This window comes from Maribacter sp. IgM3_T14_3 (assembly GCF_049603095.1).
Lineage (GTDB): Bacteria > Bacteroidota > Bacteroidia > Flavobacteriales > Flavobacteriaceae > Maribacter.
In genome coordinates this window covers 4,395,111-4,419,574 of the sequence record NZ_CP187138.1, presented here as the reverse complement: position 1 = coordinate 4,419,574, position 24,464 = coordinate 4,395,111, and the positions used below count along the sequence as shown (strand labels likewise).

Annotated in this window: 21 protein-coding genes; 16 read left to right on the top strand and 5 right to left on the bottom strand. The window is 35.3% G+C overall.

Translation table 11 applies throughout. The features are described from left to right. Positions 1 to 9: 9 nt before the first annotated feature. Positions 10 to 1,161 carry a trans-sulfuration enzyme family protein gene (locus ACPF9A_RS19440; RefSeq protein WP_423999594.1) on the bottom strand — a complete coding sequence of 384 codons (1,152 nt, stop codon included), beginning with the start codon at positions 1,159 to 1,161 and terminating at the stop codon, positions 10 to 12. Positions 1,162 to 1,469: 308 nt separating this feature from the next. Between ACPF9A_RS19440 and ACPF9A_RS19435 the strand changes: the two genes are divergently transcribed. Continuing rightward, positions 1,470 to 2,741 (top strand): M14 family metallopeptidase, encoded by a 1,272-nt coding sequence (locus ACPF9A_RS19435; RefSeq protein ID WP_423999592.1) that lies wholly within the window; start codon positions 1,470 to 1,472, stop codon positions 2,739 to 2,741. Between the two features lie 78 nt (positions 2,742 to 2,819). Here ACPF9A_RS19435 and ccsA read toward each other — a convergent pair whose 3' ends face one another. Continuing rightward, the gene (ccsA, locus tag ACPF9A_RS19430) at positions 2,820 to 5,999 is read right to left on the bottom strand and encodes a cytochrome c biogenesis protein CcsA (protein ID WP_423999590.1); all 3,180 of its coding nucleotides are present in this window, start codon (positions 5,997 to 5,999) and stop codon (positions 2,820 to 2,822) included. Between the two features lie 138 nt (positions 6,000 to 6,137). Here ccsA and ACPF9A_RS19425 point away from each other — a divergent pair, with 138 nt between their 5' ends. The 8 genes from ACPF9A_RS19425 to galK all read left to right on the top strand — a co-directional run bounded on the left by ACPF9A_RS19425 (position 6,138) and on the right by galK (position 15,211). Next, positions 6,138 to 6,902: a Rossmann-like and DUF2520 domain-containing protein gene (locus ACPF9A_RS19425; protein ID WP_423999588.1), complete on the top strand. Its 765-nt coding sequence runs from the start codon at positions 6,138 to 6,140 to the stop codon at positions 6,900 to 6,902. After that, positions 6,886 to 7,413: a KdsC family phosphatase gene (locus ACPF9A_RS19420; protein WP_423999586.1), complete on the top strand. Its 528-nt coding sequence runs from the start codon at positions 6,886 to 6,888 to the stop codon at positions 7,411 to 7,413. Before ACPF9A_RS19425 ends, ACPF9A_RS19420 begins: the two co-directional genes overlap by 17 nt. Before the next feature lie 3 nt (positions 7,414 to 7,416). Then, entirely contained in the window at positions 7,417 to 8,004 is a 588-nt protein-coding gene (locus ACPF9A_RS19415) for a Maf family nucleotide pyrophosphatase (RefSeq protein ID WP_423999584.1), read from the top strand. A gap of 30 nt (positions 8,005 to 8,034) precedes the next feature. Beyond that, positions 8,035 to 8,982, top strand: a complete 948-nt coding sequence (locus tag ACPF9A_RS19410) for a septum formation inhibitor Maf (protein ID WP_423999582.1) — start codon at positions 8,035 to 8,037, stop codon at positions 8,980 to 8,982. A 3-nt stretch (positions 8,983 to 8,985) separates the two neighbouring features. Further along, positions 8,986 to 9,564, top strand: coding sequence for a mechanosensitive ion channel domain-containing protein (locus ACPF9A_RS19405; RefSeq protein WP_423999581.1), 579 nt, complete (start codon positions 8,986 to 8,988; stop codon positions 9,562 to 9,564). A gap of 82 nt (positions 9,565 to 9,646) precedes the next feature. Further along, positions 9,647 to 12,178, top strand: a complete 2,532-nt coding sequence (locus ACPF9A_RS19400; protein WP_423999580.1) for a PIG-L family deacetylase — start codon at positions 9,647 to 9,649, stop codon at positions 12,176 to 12,178. A 111-nt stretch (positions 12,179 to 12,289) separates the two neighbouring features. Then, complete coding sequence (locus ACPF9A_RS19395; RefSeq protein WP_423999578.1) at positions 12,290 to 14,026, top strand: sodium:solute symporter; 1,737 nt, start codon at positions 12,290 to 12,292, stop codon at positions 14,024 to 14,026. Positions 14,027 to 14,053: 27 nt separating this feature from the next. Continuing rightward, a complete protein-coding gene (gene galK, locus ACPF9A_RS19390) occupies positions 14,054 to 15,211 on the top strand; it encodes a galactokinase (RefSeq protein ID WP_423999576.1) in 1,158 nt (385 codons plus the stop codon). A 73-nt stretch (positions 15,212 to 15,284) separates the two neighbouring features. Here the strand turns inward: galK and ACPF9A_RS19385 are convergent, their stop codons facing one another. Together ACPF9A_RS19385 and ACPF9A_RS19380 are read right to left on the bottom strand one after the other, a co-directional pair. Beyond that, positions 15,285 to 16,130: a DUF2911 domain-containing protein gene (locus ACPF9A_RS19385; RefSeq protein WP_423999574.1), complete on the bottom strand. Its 846-nt coding sequence runs from the start codon at positions 16,128 to 16,130 to the stop codon at positions 15,285 to 15,287. 90 nt (positions 16,131 to 16,220) lie between these two features. Beyond that, on the bottom strand, positions 16,221 to 17,456 hold the full coding sequence (locus ACPF9A_RS19380) for a hypothetical protein (RefSeq protein WP_423999572.1): 1,236 nt from the start codon (positions 17,454 to 17,456) through the stop codon (positions 16,221 to 16,223). Positions 17,457 to 17,625: 169 nt separating this feature from the next. Between ACPF9A_RS19380 and ACPF9A_RS19375 the strand changes: the two genes are divergently transcribed. The 3 genes from ACPF9A_RS19375 to ACPF9A_RS19365 are packed head-to-tail and all read left to right on the top strand — an operon-like array spanning position 17,626 to position 20,124. Further along, on the top strand, positions 17,626 to 18,123 hold the full coding sequence (locus ACPF9A_RS19375; protein WP_423999570.1) for an SRPBCC family protein: 498 nt from the start codon (positions 17,626 to 17,628) through the stop codon (positions 18,121 to 18,123). Further along, positions 18,124 to 18,813, top strand: a complete 690-nt coding sequence (locus ACPF9A_RS19370; protein WP_423999568.1) for an SDR family NAD(P)-dependent oxidoreductase — start codon at positions 18,124 to 18,126, stop codon at positions 18,811 to 18,813. Next, positions 18,814 to 20,124 carry a cryptochrome/photolyase family protein gene (locus ACPF9A_RS19365; protein ID WP_423999566.1) on the top strand — a complete coding sequence of 437 codons (1,311 nt, stop codon included), beginning with the start codon at positions 18,814 to 18,816 and terminating at the stop codon, positions 20,122 to 20,124. Between the two features lies 1 nt (position 20,125). Here the strand turns inward: ACPF9A_RS19365 and ACPF9A_RS19360 are convergent, their stop codons facing one another. After that, positions 20,126 to 21,175: a DUF6340 family protein gene (locus ACPF9A_RS19360; protein ID WP_423999564.1), complete on the bottom strand. Its 1,050-nt coding sequence runs from the start codon at positions 21,173 to 21,175 to the stop codon at positions 20,126 to 20,128. A 258-nt stretch (positions 21,176 to 21,433) separates the two neighbouring features. On the opposite strand from ACPF9A_RS19360, the gene ACPF9A_RS19355 reads away from it, so the two are divergent. The 4 genes from ACPF9A_RS19355 (at position 21,434) to ACPF9A_RS19340 (ending at position 24,409) form a co-directional block, all read left to right on the top strand. Then, positions 21,434 to 22,861 (top strand): amidohydrolase, encoded by a 1,428-nt coding sequence (locus ACPF9A_RS19355; RefSeq protein WP_423999562.1) that lies wholly within the window; start codon positions 21,434 to 21,436, stop codon positions 22,859 to 22,861. An 81-nt stretch (positions 22,862 to 22,942) separates the two neighbouring features. Next, the gene (locus tag ACPF9A_RS19350) at positions 22,943 to 23,386 is read left to right on the top strand and encodes a VOC family protein (protein ID WP_423999560.1); all 444 of its coding nucleotides are present in this window, start codon (positions 22,943 to 22,945) and stop codon (positions 23,384 to 23,386) included. Between the two features lie 24 nt (positions 23,387 to 23,410). Then, positions 23,411 to 23,911, top strand: a complete 501-nt coding sequence (locus tag ACPF9A_RS19345) for a pirin family protein (protein ID WP_423999558.1) — start codon at positions 23,411 to 23,413, stop codon at positions 23,909 to 23,911. Between the two features lie 12 nt (positions 23,912 to 23,923). Next, a complete protein-coding gene (locus ACPF9A_RS19340) occupies positions 23,924 to 24,409 on the top strand; it encodes a pirin-like C-terminal cupin domain-containing protein (protein ID WP_424004535.1) in 486 nt (161 codons plus the stop codon). Positions 24,410 to 24,464 lie beyond the last annotated feature (55 nt).

The following is a 24,464-nucleotide window of genomic DNA, read 5'->3' as shown; positions in this document are numbered from 1 at the left end:
TTGATGTAATTATTTTAAACTTTCTAAAGCTTGTAAAATATCGTGCTTTAAGTCGTCTACTTCTTCAATACCTACCGAAAAACGAATTAATCCGTCTGCTATACCTTGTTCTGCTCTAACTTCTGCACTCATCAGCGCATGAGAAGTTTGTGTTGGTGATAAAACCGTACTCTCTACCCCTGCTAAACTCATAGACGATTTTATTAATTGTAATGCTTTCTGAAATTTAGATGCATCAAAGCTAGAATTTAATTCGAACGATAACATTCCGCCGAATCCTTTCATTTGCTTTTTAGCAATATCATGATCAGGGTGCGATGGCAAACCTGGGTAATATACTTTTTCGATTTCAGATAATCCGTCTAAAAAATGAGCCATTGCCAATGCGTTCTCATTTTGTGCCCGTACACGAATACCCATCGTTTTCAGACTTCTTTCCAGTAGCCAAACCGTATAATCACTAAGACTACCGCCAAAATTCTTTGCCAAATGAAAAATACGCTCCATATTTTCTTTTGTAGAAGCTACTGCGCCTGCACAAATATCTGAATGACCACCCATATATTTGGTGGCACTGTGTATGACAACATCAATACCAAAATCAATTGGGTTTTGGTTCACCGGACTTGCGAATGTATTATCAATTAAAGTTGTGATTCCGTGTTTCTTTGCAATGGTAGCAACAGCCTCTAAATCGGTAATTGTCAATAGCGGATTCGAAGGTGTTTCTATATAAATAACCTTTGTGTTCTCTTTAATTTGAGCTTCAAACGCTTCGGCACTCCACCCTTCGGTAAAAGAATATTCGATTCCGTATTTAGAAAACTCCTCGTTCACCAAATTATATGTTCCGCCGTATAAGGTCTGTTGCAAAATCACATGGTCACCTGCTCTTAAAAAAGCCAATAAAGCTGTACTTACTGCAGCCATACCGCTACCAAATATTAGGGCAGATTCTGCATGCTCTAATGCCGCAACCTTTTTACAAAGCCCTTCTTGGTTAGGCGTATTAAAATATCTAGGATACCGTTTTACATCAACATCTTCATAAGCATAAGATGTACTCATGTATAAAGGAGAAATGGCTCCCTTATGTTGTGTATCTTCTAATTCACCGACGTGGGTACAAATAGTGTTCAAGCCTTTTTTATTCGAATTCATATGCTAATAATTATAGAAAATAAAGGTAAGAAAATAGAATGTAAACAAGCACACTATCCTACATCTGTATGTTAGCATTAAAACAGTTGAACTTAGGTCTCAAAACTGGCATTGAACTTTCAAAATTTTTAAAATTCATGTCCTAGTTTTTAAATCATCTTTATTCTCCTATCAAAACTTTATTAAAAAGGGCTAACTATTAAGAAATATGGAATATTTCATTCTAAATCTTTATAAATATGTCTACATTACTTTTTTGTATTTAGATTTAAACTTCGATACTTTTCAACCTATTTAAATTCAAACGCATGAAAAACAAACTCGCTTATTTCACCTTGCTAACTGTAGCATTTGTAGCATGCAAAAACCAAAAACCTACAACTCAAGGATATCAAGGTCAGGGAAAAAGTACCGTGGTTTCTACCTTGTCTAAACCTGTTCAAAAACAATGGAAAGGTATATGGACGTTTGATGAAGACACAACCTTCTTTAGTAATGATTTTGAAAGCGGAAGGTTAAACGGAATAACTTCTGACGGAAACAATCACTATACAGCACTAATTACAGCTGAAAACACTCCTGTAAACGTGAGTCCGTGGTATGCATTTAAAGTTTGGTCAAAAACACCTAAGACCATCACCATTAAAATGACCTATCAAGATTCTAGAAGTAGGTATTACCCAAAAATAAGTAGCGATGGCGAAAATTTTACTCCGTTAGATAGCGCCAATTTCATAGGAATAAACAAAGGAACGGGTGATTTCGGAATTAAAGCAGTACCAGAGATGGTAGAACTAAAAGTAGCAATTAGCGAAGTGCCTACTTATATCACTGCCCAAGAACTTTACGGATCTTCAAGAGTTAAAAGCTGGATAGATTCTTTAACCACCAAAGATTTCATAGCTACTTATGAAATAGGAAAAAGTAAAGAGAATAGGGCAATGAATTTAATGGAAGTTAGTACTGGTGAGAACAAAAAAGCAGTTATGGTTATTTCTAGACAACACCCACCAGAAGTTACCGGTTTTCTTGCCATGAAGTCTTTTATTGAAACATTGAGCGGAGACTCGCCAAAGGCTCAAAAGTTTAGAGACAACTATGATTTATTTGTTGTACCATTAATGAATCCTGATGGGGTTGATAACGGCAACTGGCGTCACAATATGGGAGGAATAGATTTGAATAGAGATTGGCAAGATTTCAATCAACCAGAAACAAGAAGTGTAAGAGACTTTTTAATTAAGAAGGAATCTGAAGGATATGAATTTGTTTTCGGAGCGGATTTCCATTCCACCTGGGACGATATCTACTACCCTATCGATACTACGATTACTGGTGAGAAAGGTAAAATAGTTTTTGACTGGATAAAGAATATCACCAACAGATTACCGCAAAAGCATACGAATATAAATCCGTCAAAGGATATTAAACCGACTATGGTTTCACGTAATTATTTCTATGTTAATCACGGTATGCCTGCCATTGTTTTTGAATTGGGTGATAATACGCCTAGAGATTTCTTGAAGCAAAAAGGTCAAGTAGCCGCAGAAGAACTAATGGATTTACTTGATAGTCAATAATAAAAAAGTACAAATAATTAAAAATAGAAAAAGCCTCATGGATATACCATGAGGCTTTTCGATATTGTGAATATTATCTTATTTACTATAATTAACTTTATATCTCCAATAACTGATTCCACCTAGCGCTAATACTCCGGCAACTAAATAGTAAATAAACGTTGGTGTAATTACTTGTGCACCACTAGCATAACTATGCAGACCAACTAAGTAAAAATTAACACCAAAATAGGTCATCATAATACTACCGAAGGCAACGACACTCATAAAATTAAATGTCCATTTACCTCTTAATCCTGGTACTAATCGTGTGTGAATTACAAAGGCATAAATCATAATTGAAACCAATGCCCAGGTCTCTTTTGGATCCCAGCCCCAGTATCGACCCCAACTTTCATTTGCCCATTGTCCTCCTAAAAAGTTACCAATGGTAAGCATCACAAGTCCCGTGGTCAAAGCCAATTCGTTGATTATGGTCAATTCTTTAATATTGATCGTCATACGTTCTTTATTCTTCTTAGTAGTCAGGATCATTAAGATTAGAGAAACCAAACCTAAGATCATACCTACGGTTAAAGGTCCGTAACTACCAACAATAACTGCAACGTGTATCATTAACCAATAACTGTCTAAAACGGGCTGTAGATTGGCAATAGAAGGATCAATCCAACTTTGGTGTGCTATCCATAAAAGCATAGCTGTAACAAAAGCAGATGCTGCAAACGTCATATCACTTTTACGCCCTAAAGCCCAACCCATGCCCATAGTTGCCCAAGCCACATACAATATACTTTCGTAAGCGTTACTCCAAGGGGCATGACCAGAAATATACCAGCGCAAAGCTAATCCGGCAGTATGCCAAATGAAAAGCAACATTATAGTTCCCTTAAAGAAGTAAACGGCTATGCGCCAAATAGAACGGTCTTTAAAAATCTGGAAAACAAGTGTAAAAAACATTAATAACCCTACAAGTGCATAATACTTATATAGTCTATTAAAAATATTCAATTTGTTATAAATAATCTCTGTATTGACTTTCTGTTGAGAAGGTAAAACCTCACTACCGTGATTTAGCTGATTTTGTTGAAAGGCTGCCAGTAATTTATCAGCCGAAGTGTAATCGCCACTTTGCTGTGCTTTGCCTAAAGTCATTAGGTAATATGGCATGGCATTCTTTACGAAGTTAGAATACAGTGAATCTCTAATTTCGTATTGTCCGCCTCTATATTCTACTGCTGAAATCCATTTGTTATTCTCATCATCTAATAATGGAAATATCTTAACGATATCTTGCCCTAAAGCTTGATTTAATAGGCTCAATCTAATATTGGCATCTTTAAAATCTTGTTGAAATTTATTCGGATTAGCTGTGGCTGTTGCCTCTCTTAAAAAAGGTTCTAATTTATATTGACCTTTTTCATCAAAGAAATCTGTAGCCTTCACATATTCTTGACCAGAGGGAATCCCTATTACATTTCTAATACTATCGTTCTGCGATTTCTTATCTAAGGCAATAAACTCCGTATTATACCAAACCGCAGGGTTCATCATCATAGAAAGTAGAATCTGATCAGAATTATATGCTAAGTAAGTGTCTTTTAAACTTAACTTACGAAGTAGTTCTGATGAAAAGGTATTGATGGGCTTCATTCGCCCACCTTCATCCTGTATGACCAGCTTACCAAATTTATCGGCATGCTCTTTACTGACCATACTAGCTTCAAGCAAAGAATCTATTTGTATTTTACTAGGCGCCTGTTGATGTCCTTCTTCTGGCGAATGTTGTTCTTGAGCAAAAGAGGAGAATGAAAACGCCATTAATACAGCGATAACACCGAACATTTTTTTCTTTTTGATTTTTAATTCATCTAAAGAATTAGCTAAATCTTTGAAGCGAGTTTTACCAAAAAACATAATTCCCATTAATCCTATATATAAAAGAAAATAACCAATGTAGGTAATCCAAGTTCCCCAAAAATCATGGTTTACAGATAAGGTTGTTCCTTTTTCATCGGGATCAAAACCCGATTGAAAAAATCGATACCCTTGATGATCCAATACATGGTTCATAAAAATATCATAGTCAAAAGGACGCTCATCTTCAATGGTTACTCTACTCATATATGAAGAATACCCTTTCTCGGTACCAGGATATTTTTCTGCTATAAAATCATTTAACTTAATACCAAAAGGCAAGTCATACACTTTAGAGCCATATCGAATAGAAAAATTGAGTCCGCCAACATTTACTTTCTCACTGAAATCTGAAGGACCTTTACTACCTAATAACTTAATTTGTTTCGTCTCTCCATTAGCAGTAACATCAAAAACAATGGCATCTTGATCTATTTTTGTTTTCTCAGCTTCAGGTATTTCAACAATACCATATGAACCTTGTGTTACAGAATCTGGAATTACAAATTGCATACCAGCTGTGTTGTATAGGGAACGAAGTTGTAAAGGTTGTAAACTGTCTTTTACCAATAACCCTTGAAACTGGTCTGCCATACGCATAAAATTACCTTCGAAAGGCGCATGAATTTGATAGACAGAATCGTTGGTCATTATATTAATGGCACCGTCAGTTTTATTATTTAAAGAAAAAAGAACATTGTGTATACTAGCAACCTTACCATCTTCTAAATAATGATCATGACGTTCACCATCACCAGCCTCTACTATTTTAAGAAATTTGGTTCCGTTAGCATCTGGTAATAAACCTTGTTTAGCACCTTTAATAAATTCAACATAAGAAACTTCAAAATCTTCGCCATTGAAATCCGCTTTCCATGGTAGGTTAGATTTTATAGCTTCTGGTGTAACAATTATCTTATCTTCTAATACTTTCCTTCGCGCCTCGCCTTCAATCTCACCATCAACAAAAACGGTTAAATACGTTTTATCCGAATAAAAAACCTTTTCTGTTTTACCTTCACGTATAGGCATCATACCCTCATAACTAATATAACGCGTTACGAATGCACCAATAATAATCAGTACCCAAGATAAATGCAGAGTTAATACAGGCCATTTTTCTAAACGCAACAAACGATATCTCGAAATATTACCAAAAAAGTTGATTACAAAAAAGACCATAATAACTTCGAACCACCAGGCATTATAGATCCAGATTCGTGCAGTTTCTGTACTATACCAACTTTCAATAAAAGTACCGAATGCCATTGCAGTGGCAAAAACGATAAATAAGATGGACATTAAACGTGTAGAGAAGAATATTTTTTTGAACATTTCCGTCATGGAAGATAGGAGTTGATTTTCAAGATGCAAAAATAAGCCCTTTTCATCATTTACAGATGCCTTTTGCCGCTTTTAAACTTCAACAAAACTGTTAATTTTAATATAACAAGACTATTATAAACTTTGTATTTTTGTGGCATGATATCCGTCGTAATAATTGGTACAGGAAATGTAGCTCAAAATCTTTATCAAGCTTTTGAAAAATCAAGTGATGTAATCATAAAGCAAGTAATTGGTAGAAACCGAGAACACTTGGCTTTTGTCAACAGTACTGTTCTGTCAAGCACAAATTTTAATAGAATTGAAGCTGCAGATGTGTATATACTTGCAGTATCAGATGATGCTATAAAAGTAGTTGCCGATAGTTTTAAAGATATTGATGGACTTTTAGTGCATACATCAGGTGCAACTTCACTTGAAGCCCTAAACTCTGCGAAACGAGCAGGTATTTTTTACCCACTACAGACTTTTACAAAAGGTAAGATTATTGAATTTGATGCTATTCCTATTTGCATAGAAGCAACAAATGAAGAAGACCTTAAACTATTAAAACAGCTTGGTGAAGCATTAAGCAAAACAGTAGTTGAAATAGATTCAGAACAGCGAAAAATAGTGCATGTAGCAGCGGTATTTGTAAATAATTTTACCAATTACATGTATACAATTGGTGCCGAGATATGCGAAGAACATAAAATTGACTTTAAACTATTACAGCCCTTAATTAAAGAAACTGCTGCAAAATTAGATACGTTAACACCTATGCAAGCCCAAACGGGACCTGCAAAACGCGGAGACCAACAAACGTTACACAATCATTTACAAATTATAAAAGACAAACACCAACGGGAACTATACACCCTATTAAGCAACGCAATAAAAGAAAAGCATGGAAAAGAGTTATAAAGAGTATTTAAAAGATATTACCACATTTGTATTTGACGTTGATGGGGTATTTACTGACGGTAGTCTTTTAATTACTAGTGAGGGAGAATTATTACGTAAAATGAGTGTTAAAGACGGGTATGCCTTAAAAGTAGCTTTGAATAAAGGGTATAATGTGTGTATAATTACAGGCGGAACAAATGAAGGTGTACGTACTAGATTACGCGCTCTAGGTGTTACAGATATTTATATGGGAGCTCATTATAAGATGGATGCTTTAGATGAATATATGGATATCTACCATATTGACGCCGAAAACATTTTATATATGGGTGATGACATTCCAGATATTCCACCAATGAAGGCGGTTGCTATAGCTGCTTGTCCGCAAAATGCAGTTGCTGAAGTAAAAAGTGTGAGTCAATATATATCGCACATAAACGGTGGTCATGGCTGTGTACGTGATGTTATCGAACAGGTTTTAAAAGTACGCGGAGATTGGTCGAACCATTTCAGTGCAGCAAACGATTAGTTTATGTTGAAGAATAAATTGAAAGATTATCATGTAATTCTAGCATCTGGCTCACCAAGAAGACATCAGTTTTTCAAGGATATGGAGCTTGATTTTGAAGTACGTATAAAATCTGTTGACGAAGTATATCCGTTAGAATTAAAAGGTGCTGAAATATCAGATTACTTAGCCAAATTAAAAGCTGAAGTTTTTAAAGCAGAATTACGACCGAAAGATATTTTAATAACATCAGATACTGTTGTTTGGTTTAATAATGAATCTCTAGCCAAGGCAGAAGATAGTGATGAAGCCGAATTAATGCTTGAGAAATTATCGGGAGCTTGGCATCAAGTAATTTCTTCTGTTTGTTTCACCACAGTTGAACGACAGATAGTTCAACATTCTATTACCAAGGTTAAGTTCAAAAATTTATCAAAAGAAGAAATACGCCATTATATTAAAGAATATCAACCTTTTGATAAAGCTGGCGCTTATGGTATTCAAGAATGGATAGGGCTAATCGGTATTGAAGAAATAAAAGGCTCGTACACTAATGTAGTTGGGCTGCCCACCCAATCGGTTTATAACTCCTTGTCAGAATTGGCACAATAAAAAGTAAAACAACTCTAAAAAATGGTAGATATGAAAAACTTAAAATTGAACACAGCATTATATAGCGTTTTCGCTTTACTAATTTTATTTACCAGTTGTAAAGAAAAACCACAAGATACCAGCAAAACTTTAGCTATGACTACGGCTGAGGTCGATACTGAGCTGCCTAAAAAACAGCTGTCAGAAGAATTTAAAAAGTACTGGTATAATGGTAATGCAGAAATTACATCATATAATTTAGAACAAGCTAGATATGGTGAATTAAGAGAAGGTAATGCGGTAATGATATATGTTACCGAACCATTTTTACCCGATGCTCAAGTAAAGGCAGATAATAGCAATAAAAATAATATTCCGGTTTTAAAACTAAATTCCACTAAAAATTATCTAACAGGTATTTACCCCTACTCGATTATGACGAGTAGTTTTTATCCTGTACATGACAACCAGCATGCACTTAAATTATCTTTTTCATCTCAAGAATGGTGTGGTCAGGTGTACGCACAATTGAACAACAAAGATGATTTTGAAATAATGAGTCACTCGTATTTTGAATCGGAAGGTGATCAAGATTATCATGTGGAAAAAACAAATCTTGAAAACGAGATCTGGAACAAAATCAGGATTAATCCTTCAGATTTACCAATAGGTGAAATTAATATAATTCCATCTTTAGAATTTATTAGACTAACCCATAAAGAGCTAAAAGTTTATAAGGCAATAACTTCCTTAACCGAAGAAGATGGTATAAATACTTATGAAATAAAGTATCCTGAACTTCAGCGCTCCTTAAAAATCAACTTTGAAAACAAGTTTCCATACATGATAGAAAGTTGGACAGATACCTATAAAGACGGTTACGGAGAAAACGCAAAAGTGTTAACTTCTAAAGCAACAAGAATTAACAGGATTACAACACCCTATTGGCAACAAAATTCGAATAAGGATTTATCTTTGCGCGATAGTTTAGGGTTATAGCATATGAAAGAATTTCTTGATAATCATCATAATGAGTTAATATACAGTCTCATTGTATTAATTGTTATCCTTGTTTTAAAATTCCTTTTCACCACAGCGGTAAGAAAGGTGAGTAAAATCAGCGATTACAATCCGGTTAGAACCAATCTAATATTGAAATTCATCAACATAGCATTGACTGTCATCGCTATGGTTGCATTAACACTGGTATGGAGTGTTAACTATAGAGATTTAGGCGTAATGCTGTCTTCTGTATTTGCAGTTATAGGTGTTGCCTTATTTGCGCAATGGTCTATTTTAAGTAATATCACCGCAGGGGTCATCATCTTTTTTTCGTTCCCTTTTAAAATAGGAAATACAATTCGTATTCTTGATAAAGAATTACTAGACCCGAACAATTCCGATCTAGATCAGTTTGTAATAGAAGATATTAGAGCTTTTCATTTACACTTAAGAAGAAATAATGGCGAGATTTTAACCTATCCAAATAACCTTTTGCTACAAAAAGGAGTTATACTGATTTCGACCTACCAACAAGGCGAATTTTTAAATATAGAAGAAGAGGAAGAGCAAATTATTTGATTCTGTTAAAGAAGTCGTTAAAAAAAGCAAGCGTAGGTACTAATCTTATTATATTTGGAATTACTACCAAAACCAACTTGAAATGCGATATTTATTAGGGTTACTAGCCTGTAGTTTTTTTGTATTTGGCACCCTTACAGCACAAACACCAAAGAATACTTCTACCGCTGACATTTACCAATCCATTGAAAAATTAAATTTTCTTGGTACAGCACTATATATTGCTGCACACCCCGATGATGAGAATACCCGATTGATTTCTTACCTCGCTAACAATACAAAAGCAAGAACAGGCTACTTATCATTAACTAGAGGTGATGGAGGGCAAAATTTAATCGGACCCGAATTACGTGAACTTTTAGGCGTTTTAAGAACCCAAGAGTTACTTGCTGCTAGACGTGTTGACGGTGGCGAACAATTTTTTAGTCGCGCTAATGACTTCGGTTATTCTAAACACCCAGATGAAACACTTGAAATTTGGAACAAAGAAGCCATCTTAGGTGATGTCGTTCGAACCATTAGAAAATTTAAACCCGACATCATTATTAACAGGTTCGACCACAGATCACCTGGTAGTACTCACGGGCACCATACATCTTCTGCGATGCTAAGTTTTGAAGCCTTTGATCTAGCAAATGACTCAAACGCATATCCTGAACAATTAGCTACAACAAATACCTGGCAACCAAAACGATTATTTTTCAATACTTCTTGGTGGTTTTACGGTAGTGAAGAAAAATTTAAAGAGGCAGACAAATCTAAAATGTTGAATATGGATGTAGGCACCTACTACCCTATGATAGGCATTTCTAACAATGAAATAGCTTCTCTAGCAAGCAGTCAACATTTATGTCAAGGTTTTGGTAGATTAACTACCAGAGGTTCAGAAGATGAATATGTTGAATTATTAAAAGGCGATTTACCATATGACAAAACAAACATTTTTGATGGTATCGACACGAGCTGGTCTAGAATCGATGGTGGCAAAGCGATAGGTGACATTTTATATAAGGTACAAGAGAATTTTAATTTTAAGAATCCTACGAGTCATTTACCAGCTTTGTTAGAAGCATATCAACTACTTCAAAAATCAACCGACGACCACTGGAAAAAACTTAAAACCGATGAATTAACAACTATTATCTCTGCAATTTCGGGTTTACATGTCGAAGCAAGTACTTCAGCATCTTACACCAACCCAGGAGAAAAAGTAGATGTACAAATACAAGCATTAAATAGAAGTGATTTGAATATTAAATTGAAATCGATATTCTTTAATAATCAAGATGTAGCGATAGATGAAACTGCTTTAAATAATAATGAATCGTTTGATAAAAAAGTTGTTTTAGAAATACCTAACACAACAAAATTCACTAGTCCGTATTGGTTAATGGAAAAAGGCACATTGGGCACCTATACTGTAAACGATGCCGATTTAATAGGAAAACCAGAAACTCCAAGAGCTTTCAATACCACCTTTAATCTAGAAATTAACGGAGTAGCGATTCCTATTTCTAAACCAATTATTTACAAATACGCAAAGCCAGATAAAGGAGAAATCTATCAACCTTTTGAAGTGGTGCCAGAAGCTACGGCGAGCTTTGCCGATAAGGTTTTAATTTTTGCTGATGCCAATCAAAAAAGAATTCCTATTACTATTAAAGCCCATAAAGACAATATTAGTGGTACTATAGAATTAAAACACGGTGCAGGTTGGCAAGTCGATAAAAAATCGCAACCTTTTTCAATCAATAAAAAAGGCGATGAACAAACAGTTTTCTTTATATTGAGTCCGCCCACTACCGAAAATGAAAGCTCCATATCCCCTATTATAAAACTGAACGGTAAAGAAATTACCAAAGAAATGGTAACTATCGCTTATGACCATGTACCCACGCAAACTATTCTGCTACCTTCAGAGACAAAAGTAGTTCGATTAAATATTCAAAAAGCAGGAGAAAATATTGGTTATATTATGGGTGCTGGCGATGAAGTACCTACTAGTTTAGAACAAATTGGTTACAATGTTCAACTGATTGACCCTACTACAATTACTAAAGAATCATTGAAAAAGTATGATGCGGTAGTTTTGGGTATTAGAGCCTATAACGTGATAGACGAATTAAAATTCAAACAACGATTTATACTTGATTACGTCAAAAATGGTGGTACAGTAATTGTGCAATATAATACGGCAAGTAGATGGGGATCACAGTTTGAAAACATAGCGCCGTTTGAGTTGGAAATTTCTCGCGATCGAGTTACCAATGAGAACTCTGAAGTAGAAATAATTGCAAAAGATAATTCGTTAGTAAATTTCCCTAATAAAATCGATGAAAATGACTTTTCAGGTTGGGTTCAAGAACGTGGTCTCTACTTCCCAAATAATTGGAGCGAAGAGTTTACGCCTATTTTAGAAATGCACGATAAAGGAGAAGATTCTTTAAAAGGTAGTTTGTTAATTGCTAAATATGGAAAGGGAAACTATATTTATACCGGACTAAGTTTTTTTAGAGAATTACCAGTCGGTGTACCAGGGGCATATAAGTTATTCTCGAACATGTTATCTGTAGGCAAGGAAAAGGTGGAAACAAAAGCGAAAATCAAAGGATGAACAAAGAACGCGACGAAAATAAAACATGGAAAAAAGAGTACAGCATTGTATTAGTGCTCAATTTTATATATGTTCTTATTTTCTATTACGTAATGACGTCATTTAATTAATATGGGAGGATTAGATTGGATTATTCTTACCGGCACACTTCTCTTTATTGTCGTTTATGGAGTCTGGAAAACCAAAGGAAGTAAAAACGTAGATGATTACGTTCTCGGTGGTAGTGATTCTAAATGGTGGACCATAGGTTTATCTGTAATGGCGACTCAAGCCAGTGCAATTACTTTTTTATCTACTCCAGGTCAAGCATTTCATGACGGTATGGGCTTTGTTCAATTTTATTTTGGACTTCCTTTCGCCATGATTATAATATGTATGGTATTTATTCCACTTTACCATAAGATGAAGGTATACACTGCCTATGAATTTTTAGAAGGCCGTTTTGATCTTAAAACACGTTCTTTAGCAGCAATATTATTTTTAATTCAAAGAGGTTTAGCTGCTGGTATAACAATATTTGCACCATCTATAATTTTATCTGCTGTATTAGGCTGGGACCTACGTACATTAAATATTATTATAGGTACTCTAGTAATTATATATACCGTGTCTGGTGGAACAAAAGCTGTTAGTGTTACTCAAAAACAGCAGATGTTCATTATAATGACAGGCATGTTCATCACCTTCTTTTTTATATTAGGATACTTACCGTCTGATATTACTTTTGGCAAGGCTATGAAAATTGCCGGTGCCAGTAATAAATTAGAAATACTAAATTTTGATTTAGACACCTCAAGTAGATATACTTTTTGGAGCGGTATAACAGGCGGACTCTTCCTTTTTCTTGCCTATTTCGGTACTGACCAAAGTCAGGTGCAACGATATTTATCGGGTAAATCGATCCGAGAAAGCCAATTAGGCCTTATTTTCAATGCTGTTTTAAAAATACCAATGCAATTCTTTATTCTTCTTGTAGGTGTTATGGTATTTGTTTTTTATCAATATAATCCATCCCCGCTAAACTTTAATCCGTCTGCAACACAAGCAGTTATGGAATCTAGTTATGCAGAAGATTACAAACTCTTACAAGAAGGTCAAATTGCACTTGAAGCCGAAAAAAGAATTGCGCAGAACAGATTCTCTGCTGCATTAGAAATAAAAGAATTTACTGCTGTAGAAGAGGCAAAAATGCAGATTATACGTATCAACCAAAAAGATAGTACTAATCGAGTAGCTGCCAAATCATTAATAAGTCAAGCGAATGAAGCTGTAGAGACGAATGATAAAGATTATGTTTTTATCCATTTTATTTTAAACAACTTACCAACGGGACTTGTCGGACTCTTACTTGCTGTAATTTTATCGGCAGCAATGTCATCCACTGCATCAGAACTTAATGCATTAGGTACTATTACCGCCTTAGATTTATACAAACGTAACAGAGCGACCGAAAATCTTTCTGAAGAACATTATGTAAAAGCGTCTAAATTCTTCACCTTAATTTGGGGTGTTGTCGCCATATTAATTGCCTGCGTCGCGAATCTATTTGATAATTTAATTCAATTGGTCAACATCATTGGTAGTATATTCTATGGCAATGTACTAGGTATTTTCTTAATTGCATTCTTCTTTAAATTCATAAAAGGGAATGCAGTATTCTTTGCAGCAGTGGTAACACAGGTAATTATATGTATTATTTACTACTACTTGATACATATTTACCCATCAGGACAAGAAAAATTAGGATATCTATGGCTTAACTTTTTTGGTGCCGCTATAGTCATATTAATATCGTTTATTTTTGAAGCCTTTGATCGAATGCTTAAAAAACCTTTGACCACAAGCTAAAAATTAAAGTATTTCAGAAGATTTTTAATGATAGATAAAACAATTGCGTCTTATTTTATAGAGAATTATGGTAATGACCCTATTCTCATAAAAGCCCCCGGTAGAATAAATTTAATAGGTGAACATACAGATTACAATGAAGGTTTAGTATTGCCGGCTTCTATTGAAAAGGGTATTTACTTTGCCGTATCCGAAAACAATGATGATACCATTCGAGTAGAGACCTTTTTAACTCAACCAGAAAAAATAGAATTCAAATTAAATGGTGAACATCAAAAATTTGAATCTTTTTGGGGAAACTACTTTAAGGCGATTATTGAAATTTTAGTAGCCAAGAATTATCCATTAATAGGGATTGATTGTGTTTTTGGTGGCGATATTCCTATTGGATCTGGTCTCTCTTCTTCTGCAGCTCTTTGTTGCGGATTTATCTATGCAGTTACCAAAGTATCTGGTCAAGATATTTTACGAGAAGAAATTGCTTTGATTGCACAAGAAGCCGAACATATGATCGGACTCAATTGCGGATTAATGGATCAATATGCAGTTCTCTTCGGAAAAAAAGGAAATGCATTTTTCTTAGACTGTAAAGATTTAAGTCACAATTACATTCCTATTAATTTAGAGGGTTATAGCTGGGTGTTAGTGAATTCTAATATAAAACACAATTTAGCAGTTGATTCTGAATACAACAAACGCCGTATTTCTTGTGAGAATATCGTTAAAGAAGTACAGAAATATAGACCTGAAATTACCTCGTTACGCGATGTTACACTTGAAGATGTAAAAAAAGTCTCTACTGTAGCCGATGCAACAGACTGTAAACGTGCAAAATATATTATCGAAGAAAATGACCGTGTTCGCAAAATGATTAAGGCATTGACCAACGGTAATGCAGAAGAAGTCGGTAATGTACTTAGGCAGGGTCATTGGGCAATGTCTACCCAATACGAAATAACCACCAGCGAGTTAGATGCTTTGGTTAAAATTGGCGAAAATTTAGATGGTGTATTAGGTTCAAGAATGATGGGTGGCGGCTTTGGCGGCTGTACCATAAACCTAATGTTAACAGAAAAACTAGATGTAAGTATACATTCAATGCTAAAACAGTATAAAGAGCAAACTGGTATCGATGCCGAATATTACCATCTGGCGATTGATGACGGAGTTAAAATATTTGAATAACTACTCCAAAATTTTCCATAAAAAAAGTCCGTGTTTCGCAACACGGACTTTTTAAGTTTTATAAAGAGGCTATTTATTTAGAACCCCATTCCTTTAATGAATCATTATTCATTTTAATATAATCATTGTTACCAGCAGCAGTTGCACCAGTTAATGACTTTTTAGCAGCTTCGATCGCTCCTTTTTTATCACCAGCTTTCGCTAATATTAAAGACTGCTGTCTTAGTTGCCAAAATGCAGGCTTTTCAGTCATAGACATTGCCTTATTCATCCATTCTTTAGCTTTGTTAATATCTTTTCCTTCACTAGAATAGTACACAGCAGCTGCATAGTAATCTTCAGAAGATGGACCATTTAAAGCTTTATCAATACTACTCATTACAGTAGCGTCTGTTGGTACAGTAAAAGGGATACCTATATACGTGTTCTCCCACATGATACCAATATTGGCTCCGTTACCGGTGACATCATCAATAGAAATTGTAAAAGTTTCAATAGGCATTTCTATAGGATATACAGGCGCAGACAATTGAGCCACTATTTTACTCTCTTCCCAATTACTTGGAGTACCACCACCCACAACATCAGTGTAAAAGAATACTTCCCATGCAGAAGCTCCTGGTTTAGTGAAGATAGAATATGTACCCGCTTTTACTTCTTTTCCACCGATTGTTACGTCAGAATCAAAAGTTACTAAAGTGTAACCGTTAGCTCCAGTTCTCCATAATTGATCAAAAGGTACAAGATTACCAAATACTTTTCTACCTCTCATAGAAGGTCTAGAATAGTCAATATTCACCTCTGTCAAACCTACAGTCTGCATTAATTTTGCTGACGGACTTGGTGCAGGTGTATTTATTTGTGCTTCAACCGTTATAGAAGCTACAATTGCCAATAAAAATAGTACTACTTTGTTCATAATTATTTTGCTGATTAGTTATTCATCGCAAAACTACTTATAAAGGAGTGGTAGAAATGTTAACAAAATCTTAAATACTTGCCGCTGAATTTAATATACTGCAAATGAGGTTGAAATTACTCGGTCTTCTAAGTATAGTGCCAAGTAATAAATTGAAGATTCAAGGTGATGAGAGATAACCCCCTTCTTTTTTATTTCGCCAGAATTCTGCCAAACCTGCTTACCGGTTATGTCATAAATTACCTGTCCGAATACAGATTTATCGGTGGCTATAGAATAATAATATAATTGGGAAAGTCCGTCTCTGTAAATTACCAGTCGTTCATCGGCCGAAGCATTATCGGGTAATTCAGGTTCAACTGGGTTTTCAGGATTCTCTGGAGTCTCAGGTTCTTCTGGAGTCTCTGGCTCCTCTGGCGTCTCTGGCTCTTCGGGATTTTCGGGTTCCTCAGGCACAAAAACAGGAATCTGAAATGTAAACAATCGGGATGGTGACTCTATTGTTGGTGTTTGTCTAGAATAATATTCCGACGAAAAGAAATAACTTCCCGAACTCGTTTGTGTCAATCCTTCTGCCTGAACAAAATTAAGACCCAGAGATTGTTGAGTGTATCCTTCAAAAACTCCATTCAAATTTAAATCTTCAACGACACCAACAAACGGACTCAATATCGAAGAATAACCGATAAGTAACAGTCTGTTAGATTCAGCATCATAACTTGCATCGGTAACCAGACCAACATTTTCTATAGCTGCCACTCTACTGGCTACATGTGTACCAGGCGTTTTCGGAAATTGATATGCAACAGATCCAAGACTTTGCCATTGTTTTGTAAACACAAAAATATTTTCATCAATAACTACAAAGGCTTCCGCATCCCAATCGCTATTGCCATTGTTTTCAAAATTCTGCTGGTCTTCATATGAAAAGTTAATCGTGGTCGCGGTAACGGTATCTGAACTTAGGTAATCCTCTTTAGAAATTCTGTGTACTGCTAAATCGGTTCTGCCACCAACATTATTACCGAAATCACCGATGTAAATAAAATCTTCATCTTGAGAAAGTGCCTCCCAATCGATATTAGAAATATTGCTAATGGTAACCCTTCTTTGAATTGTAAGTGATAAGGTATCTAACTCAAATAAAATGGCTTCATTACCAGAATCGTTATGAGTTATAAGATAATCATTAAAATAAAGTAATCCTGAGGTTTCAAATATTTCATTTGGCAAATTACCTACAGTTTGCACATTCTCCTGACCAGTTACCTGAACAGTAGAAATAAGTAGTATACCAAACATTAACTGTTGAAAGAATAATTTCATAGTGCAAAATAAACTAGAATAAAGTTAACCACTTGTATTTAAGTGACCTAAATTCAATTTAATCGATAAAGTTAATTTTTAAGTTAATAGTTAAACAATTTTAAAATTGTTTAACTATTTTTGAATTCTGTTAGACATTTACAAATTACAGCATTGACCATAAATTTCTATGAAATTATATCAACTACATTCACAACAAGCCTTACCAATTTCTAAGCAAGAAGCTTGGGAGTTTTTGTCTGACCCAGCAAATTTAAAGGTTATTACACCAGAACGTATGGGGTTTCATATTCTATCTGGTGCAGATAGGGCAATGTTTCCTGGGCAAATAATACAATATAAAGTATCTCCTTTTCCAGGATACACTACAAAATGGGTCACCGAAATAACGCATGTAGATGAAGGCAATTATTTTGTTGACGAGCAACGATTTGGACCATATGCATTATGGCATCACAAACACTTTATAAAGGAAATTGGTGAGGGCGTAATTATGGAAGACATTATAGATTATAAAATTCCTTTGGGAATTTTAGGTCAAATAGCACATCCTATCATTGTAAAAAAACAGCTGATGGAAATTTTTAAATTTCGTGAGCAAAAATTAAAGGATCTTTTCGGAACTATACCTAACATTCCAAATCAACTTCAACTTAAATCATTTTAAATGAAAAATATACTATTAATTGGCGGATCTCATGGTATTGGTTTATCCATGGTAAAAGAATTGCAAGAAACAAATCATCTATTTGTTGCTTCTCGTACCGAAGAAGCCTTGCAGCATAAAAACATAACTCATATTAAATTCGACGTTACGACCGACGAACTTGATATTTCTCAACTACCCGAAAAACTTGATGGCTTTGTATATTGCCCCGGCAGCATAAATCTAAAGCCATTTAAAATGATGTCATTAGACACCATAAAAGAAGATATGGAACTCAATTTTTTCGCTATGGTTAAAATAGTGAAAGGAATAATTTCATTGATGAATGATGGATCGAGCATGGTCTTTTTTAGTACCATTGCAGTAGGTACAGGTATGCCGTTTCACACTAGTGTAGCGGCTGCTAAAGGAGCCATAGAGGGTTTTGCAAAATCGATGGCGGCAGAATACGCACCAAAAATTCGAGTTAATGTTATAGCACCATCTTTGGTAGATACACCATTAGCGAAGAGACTTTTAAACAATGATAAAAAACGTGAAATGATGAGCGACCGTCACCCTTTAAAAAGAGTCGGAAACCCCGAAGATATCGCAAATGCAGCAGTCTTTCTTTTAAGTGATAAGAGTACCTGGATGACCGGACAGATTATTGGCGTAGATGGCGGACTCTCAACTTTAAACGTCAATTAAATGTCTAAAAAAGTATCTATATTTTGGTTTAGAAGAGATTTAAGATTAGACGACAATGTCGGTTTTCTTGAAGCTTTAAAAGGTGACCACCCAGTACTGCCTATTTTTATATTTGATCAAGAAATTCTTTCAAAATTACCGAAAGATGATGCAAGACTTACGTTTATACATGAGACTTTGCAAAACATGCGAAATCAATTACAAGAAGAAAATGATAGCTCTTTAGCTATGTATTTTGGTAAACCGATAGATATTTTAAAAAATCTGACCCAAGAATACGAGATTAAGTCTGTATTTACGAATAGAGATTATGAACCGTATGCAAAAGAAAGAGACGAAGAAATTGCAAGTTTCTTACAGGAAAAATCTATAGAATTTAAAACATTCAAAGACCAAGTTATTTTTGAGAAATCAGAGATTGTTAAAGGTGATGGAGAGCCATATGTAGTATATACTCCTTATAAGAATAAATGGCAAGAACAATTTAATGCCGATAAAGATTTAGAAATTCATTACACGAATGAGTACCTATCTAATTTGATTAAAAACTCTCGTTTACCCAATTTATCATTAGGTGATATTGGTTTTGAGAAATCTAAAATAGGCGTGCCTGAATATGATGTTACCCCTACTCTAATCGATAATTATGAAGATACCCGTAATTTTCCTGCAAAAGAGAATGGCACATCTCACCTAGGTCCGCATTTACGTTTTGGCACTGTATCGGTTCGTAAAATGATGAAAAAAGCCATTGCTGAAAATAACAAGGTCTTTTGGAGTGAATTAATATGGCGAGAATTTTTCATGACAATTTTATATCACTTTCCACATACGGTAGATAATGCCTTTAGATCAAAATATGACCGTATAGAATGGCGTAATAATGAAGATGAGTTCGAGAAGTGGAAAACTGGTACCACAGGATATCTTTTGGTAGATGCCGGTATGCGTGAACTAAATGAGACTGGTTATATGCATAATCGTGTTCGTATGCTGGTAGCTAGTTTTTTATGCAAACACCTTTTAATAGATTGGCGATGGGGAGAAACCTATTTTGCTGAAAAGTTGTTAGATTATGAAATGAGCTCTAATGTTGGCAATTGGCAATGGGCAGCAGGTAGCGGCGTTGATGCTGCTCCCTATTTTAGAATTTTTAACCCTATGACCCAAGTCGATAAGTTCGACAAAAACAAAGAGTACATAAAAACCTGGATTAAAGAATTTGGCACTGACAAATACCCAGAAAAAATGGTGGACCACAAAATGGCTAGAGAGCGCTGTTTATCAACTTACAAAGAAGCCGTTAGCTAAACTATTTCGCCAATTGACGATTTAGTTCTTGCTGATTAACAACTCTTCTTTTTAGCATATTTACATAACGTAATGCATCTTTATTTTCGTAGTCAGTATAGGCTTTAGAAGCATATTCTATTGCCTTATTCAGGTTACCGTTAATTTCATTACTAATTGCCATATTGTAATAAGCTCTACCGGCAACTTTACTTTTTGCATTGTTTAAATCGGTATTCCATAAATCTGCAGCACCGTCCCAATCACCAGCTTTTGCGCGTCTATCGGCAACTTCTAAATTGTTACTTCCTTTTATAAAATAATCTCTAGCAATACGAATTTTTTCAGGTCTTGTAAAAAGTGCATAATTCGCACCTAATTTAGAGCTTACACTTAGAACAGCCTCTTTTCTACCAATAACAGCTTCTAATGCCTTTGCAGGATTTATTCCCTCACCTGAAGAAAATATTCTGTCATTAGAAACGAACTCATCGATAATAGTTCTATTTGACGGGTCATAGATTCTCCACCCGTTTTTTATTGCTGTATTAAGTTTAATTCTATGTCCCGGTACATTTGCATCGATACCCAAATTATTAGGTATTTTAACTGTAATCAATTCATAGTCAACAGCAGTATCGGTATCATAAAATTCTAGTGAGAATAGTACGTCCACATCATTCTCCTTACAAATTCTATCAACAATTTCCCAGGAAATTTCTGAAGGAAAAATGCTTAACCCCTTTTCTATATCTTTTTGATTCTCAATAACTTTAACAGCATCAAATCGATTACTACGTTCTAATTCATATTTGAGTCCCGTTACAGCATTTTGAGCGCCTTCCTTATCCAAATTAAGTCCTTCTAAAGATAAAATCTTATCAATATTATCTACAACCTTGTTCTTTTCAGATGCACTACTTCTATTTACTATACCTATGTTAAGTACGTCATTTGGTATCGGCACTTCGGCTGGTTGGGTAATACCCATGGTCATTCTATTGGTAGAACTACACGCCATAATTGAAAAAAATGCAGAGGTCAAAAGTACTTTATAGGCTAGGCTTTTCATAATTCGAAATTTTTAAAACATTGCGATTTGAGTAATAACGAAAAATGAAGCCTTAAATTATATATTTTACAAGTAAGTGTCGTCTTAAATTTAGAATTCGAACAATACGGTCATAATTTATGTGTTGTGCGATATACTCAACCAGAGCTATCATTTACCGAGTTACATAAGGAGTTTTATTTTGGTATATTTACTAGGACTTTAATCTAAGGTTTAACACTACTAATGATTAGAAGACTAACAACCAAAACGACTAAAATGAAAAAAACAGTATTATTGGCACTTTGCATATGTATGAGTGCTTCGGTTTTTTCTCAAAAAATGAGCAAAGACAAAATTCAACTAGTTACTTCTATTGATAAACACAAAGAAGAACTTATTAAAATCAGCGACTCTATTTGGGCACTAGCCGAAACTGCTTTTGATGAAACTGAATCTTCAAGAATTTTAGCAGATTATGCCGAAAAGAATGGACTGACCGTTACAAGGGGCGTAGCCGATATACCAACAGCCTTTACCGCAACGTATGGTTCTGGTAGCCCTGTAATAAGTATTTTGGGTGAGTTTGATGCCTTACCGGGAATTTCTCAAAAAACATCTCCGGTAAAAGAACCTTTTAAAGAAGGTGCTGCAGGACATGGTTGCGGTCATAATATGTTCGGTACTGCAAGTCTTGGATCTGCAATTGCGATTAAAGAACTAATCGATGCCGGTAAAATAAAAGGAACCGTAAAATTTTTGGGCACACCAGCGGAAGAAAAATACTTTGCAAAAGTATGGATGGTAAAAGCTGGATTATGGGATGATGTAGATGTCAATGTTAGCTGGCACCCATCTGCAGGTATTGAAGCAGATGTACAAAGCGGCTTATCACTTATTGATTTTGTAGTTGAGTTTTACGGTCAAGCAGCACATGCCTCAATGGATCCTTGGAACGGTCGTAGCGCATCTGATGCATTAGAATTATACACAACAGGCATCAACTATTACAGAGAACATATTTTACCCTCTTCTAGAATTCATTACCACATACAAGACGGTGGTCAGGTTGTAAACGTGGTGCCAGATTACGCTAAACTCTGGGTACGTGTTAGAGATCCTAAAAGATCAAATATGTTACCAACATACGAACGTGTAAAAGCTATGGCAGAAGGTGCTGCTATTATGGCGAATGTAGAGTATAAAATTTCGTTGGTATCAGGTATTTACGAAACATTGGTTAACCGCTCTGGCGGAGAAATCATGCAAAATAATTTAGAGTTATTAGGTCCGATTACCTATACTGAAGAAGAAACTGTTTTTGGTAAAGCAATTCAAAAAGCAACCGGTAAACCAGAAGTTGGTTTTGATGGTACCGTTCACCCGCTAAGAGAAACATTAGAAAACCCCGGCGGAGGTTCTACAGATGTAGGCGATGTAAGTTGGAATGTACCTAACATAAATTTAGGCGTTTCTGTGGCACCTACAGGTACACCTTGGCATTCATGGGCAGTAGTTGCTTGTGGCGGAATGTCTATTGGACATAAAGGAATGATTCACGCTTCTAAAGCGATGGGTATGACAATGCTGGACTTATTTCAAAATCCAAAATTAGTTACCAAGGTTAAAGAAGAATTCAAAACCCGAAAAGGGGATGAAGTTTATGAGCCTATGATCGATGGTCCACCACCATTAGAGGGAGAATAAAACATTAATAAAAGAAGCTATCGTAACAGATAGCTTCTTTCATTTTTAAGTAACTTGAACCATCAAAATTAAACAACAGCAATGAAAAAAATTATCGCATTATTATTTTTAATCACTGGCACTCTGTCCTCTGCACAATCTTTCGATTTTCAGTACGACCATTACTCGGTAATTGTAAAAGATTTGGATAAAGTGGGTGCATTTTATAAAGATATTCTGAACCTAAAAGAGATTCCTCACCCATCTGCCCCATCGGGTTTCAAGTGGTTTGTAATTCAAGGAAACTCACAATTACATTTAATAGGTAAAGATAGCGTGGCTATGGAACATAGTAAAAGTGTACACCTTTGCCTGGCCACACAGAAATTAGATGAATTAATAGCTTCTCTTGAAGAAAAGAAGGTTGCGTATTGGGACTGGCCAGGAAAAGAAAATACCGTAACCATAAGAGCAGACGGAGTACGACAGATTTATTTAAAAGACCCAGAAAATAATTGGGTAGAGATTAACGACGCGGTACATTAAAATAAGAATAAATGACACGTACTTATGCATAGCGCAATTAAGCAAATATTCCAATTAGGTTTCCCGTGGCAAACGCAAGATCCATTTCTTTTCTGCGTGTATCATTTAGACCATTACCCTAAAGGCAATGGCGAATTAGGACCTAATGATTCTTTAGAAGGAAGAAATTTAGGAAACGATTTTCAAATTAAAGATGGGTATAGAATGTACCATGGCACTACGATACCCGGATTTCCCGCACATCCACATCGCGGATTCGAAACGATAACAGTTGTGAACAAAGGATTCTGTGATCATTCAGATTCATTAGGCGCCGCAGGACGATTTGGAGAAGGAGATGTACAATGGATGACTGCTGGTAGCGGAGTACAACATTCAGAAATGTTTCCGCTTATTCACACCGATAAAGAAAACACTTTAGAGCTTTTTCAAATATGGCTGAATCTACCCGCCAAAAGCAAATTTGTAGATCCACATTTTAAAATGCTTTGGCATGAAGATATTCCGGTATTAAAATTAGAGTAGTCCACTGTAAAGATTATTGCTGGCAGTTTTGGTTCTGAAAAAGCATTAGCACCTGCACCAGACTCATGGGCTTCAGAAACAGAAAATGATGTCGCCATCTGGAATATAAAAATTGAAGCTAATGGCACTATAACATTGCCTAAAGCGAATGAAGGTTCAACCCGAACCATATATTTTTATGATGGGCATACTTTAGAAATTTTTGGTAAATCAATTACTCCCAACCATGGTATTGAAGTAGTGGCATCTGAAGAAATTATATTAAAAGCTATTGAAAAAGAAGCTAGTATTCTCGTACTACAAGGTAAACCTATTGATGAGCCTGTGGCTAAATATGGGCCGTTTGTAATGAATACCGATGAAGAATTACAGAATGCCATGAATGAGTTTAGAACCACGCAGTTTGGTGGCTGGCCGTGGAGGCATCCTGACCATGTGCATGACATACAGCGAGGTCGTTTTGCCAAATATCCTGATGGTACAGTAATAGAAAAATAATTTTAAATAGTACAAAAGTAAAAACTCCATAACAAGGTAAAACCTAATTATGGAG

Excerpts from the sequence above, each read along its gene's own strand:
- ACPF9A_RS19385 (WP_423999574.1), bottom strand. The coding sequence starts at position 16,130 with ATGAACAAAGTAGTACTATTTTTATTGGCAATTGTAGCTTCTATAACG.
- galK (WP_423999576.1), top strand. The coding sequence starts at position 14,054 with ATGATAGATAAAACAATTGCGTCTTATTTTATAGAGAATTATGGTAAT.
- ACPF9A_RS19405 (WP_423999581.1), top strand. The coding sequence starts at position 8,986 with ATGAAAGAATTTCTTGATAATCATCATAATGAGTTAATATACAGTCTC.
- ACPF9A_RS19420 (WP_423999586.1), top strand. The coding sequence starts at position 6,886 with ATGGAAAAGAGTTATAAAGAGTATTTAAAAGATATTACCACATTTGTA.
- ACPF9A_RS19440 (WP_423999594.1), bottom strand. The coding sequence starts at position 1,161 with ATGAATTCGAATAAAAAAGGCTTGAACACTATTTGTACCCACGTCGGT.
- ACPF9A_RS19415 (WP_423999584.1), top strand. The coding sequence starts at position 7,417 with ATGTTGAAGAATAAATTGAAAGATTATCATGTAATTCTAGCATCTGGC.
- ACPF9A_RS19425 (WP_423999588.1), top strand. The coding sequence starts at position 6,138 with ATGATATCCGTCGTAATAATTGGTACAGGAAATGTAGCTCAAAATCTT.
- ACPF9A_RS19360 (WP_423999564.1), bottom strand. The coding sequence starts at position 21,175 with ATGAAAAGCCTAGCCTATAAAGTACTTTTGACCTCTGCATTTTTTTCA.
- ACPF9A_RS19435 (WP_423999592.1), top strand. The coding sequence starts at position 1,470 with ATGAAAAACAAACTCGCTTATTTCACCTTGCTAACTGTAGCATTTGTA.
- ACPF9A_RS19375 (WP_423999570.1), top strand. The coding sequence starts at position 17,626 with ATGAAATTATATCAACTACATTCACAACAAGCCTTACCAATTTCTAAG.
- ACPF9A_RS19355 (WP_423999562.1), top strand. The coding sequence starts at position 21,434 with ATGAAAAAAACAGTATTATTGGCACTTTGCATATGTATGAGTGCTTCG.
- ACPF9A_RS19400 (WP_423999580.1), top strand. The coding sequence starts at position 9,647 with ATGCGATATTTATTAGGGTTACTAGCCTGTAGTTTTTTTGTATTTGGC.
- ACPF9A_RS19395 (WP_423999578.1), top strand. The coding sequence starts at position 12,290 with ATGGGAGGATTAGATTGGATTATTCTTACCGGCACACTTCTCTTTATT.
- ACPF9A_RS19410 (WP_423999582.1), top strand. The coding sequence starts at position 8,035 with ATGAAAAACTTAAAATTGAACACAGCATTATATAGCGTTTTCGCTTTA.
- ACPF9A_RS19380 (WP_423999572.1), bottom strand. The coding sequence starts at position 17,456 with ATGAAATTATTCTTTCAACAGTTAATGTTTGGTATACTACTTATTTCT.
- ACPF9A_RS19350 (WP_423999560.1), top strand. The coding sequence starts at position 22,943 with ATGAAAAAAATTATCGCATTATTATTTTTAATCACTGGCACTCTGTCC.
- ACPF9A_RS19345 (WP_423999558.1), top strand. The coding sequence starts at position 23,411 with ATGCATAGCGCAATTAAGCAAATATTCCAATTAGGTTTCCCGTGGCAA.
- ACPF9A_RS19365 (WP_423999566.1), top strand. The coding sequence starts at position 18,814 with ATGTCTAAAAAAGTATCTATATTTTGGTTTAGAAGAGATTTAAGATTA.
- ccsA (WP_423999590.1), bottom strand. The coding sequence starts at position 5,999 with ATGACGGAAATGTTCAAAAAAATATTCTTCTCTACACGTTTAATGTCC.
- ACPF9A_RS19370 (WP_423999568.1), top strand. The coding sequence starts at position 18,124 with ATGAAAAATATACTATTAATTGGCGGATCTCATGGTATTGGTTTATCC.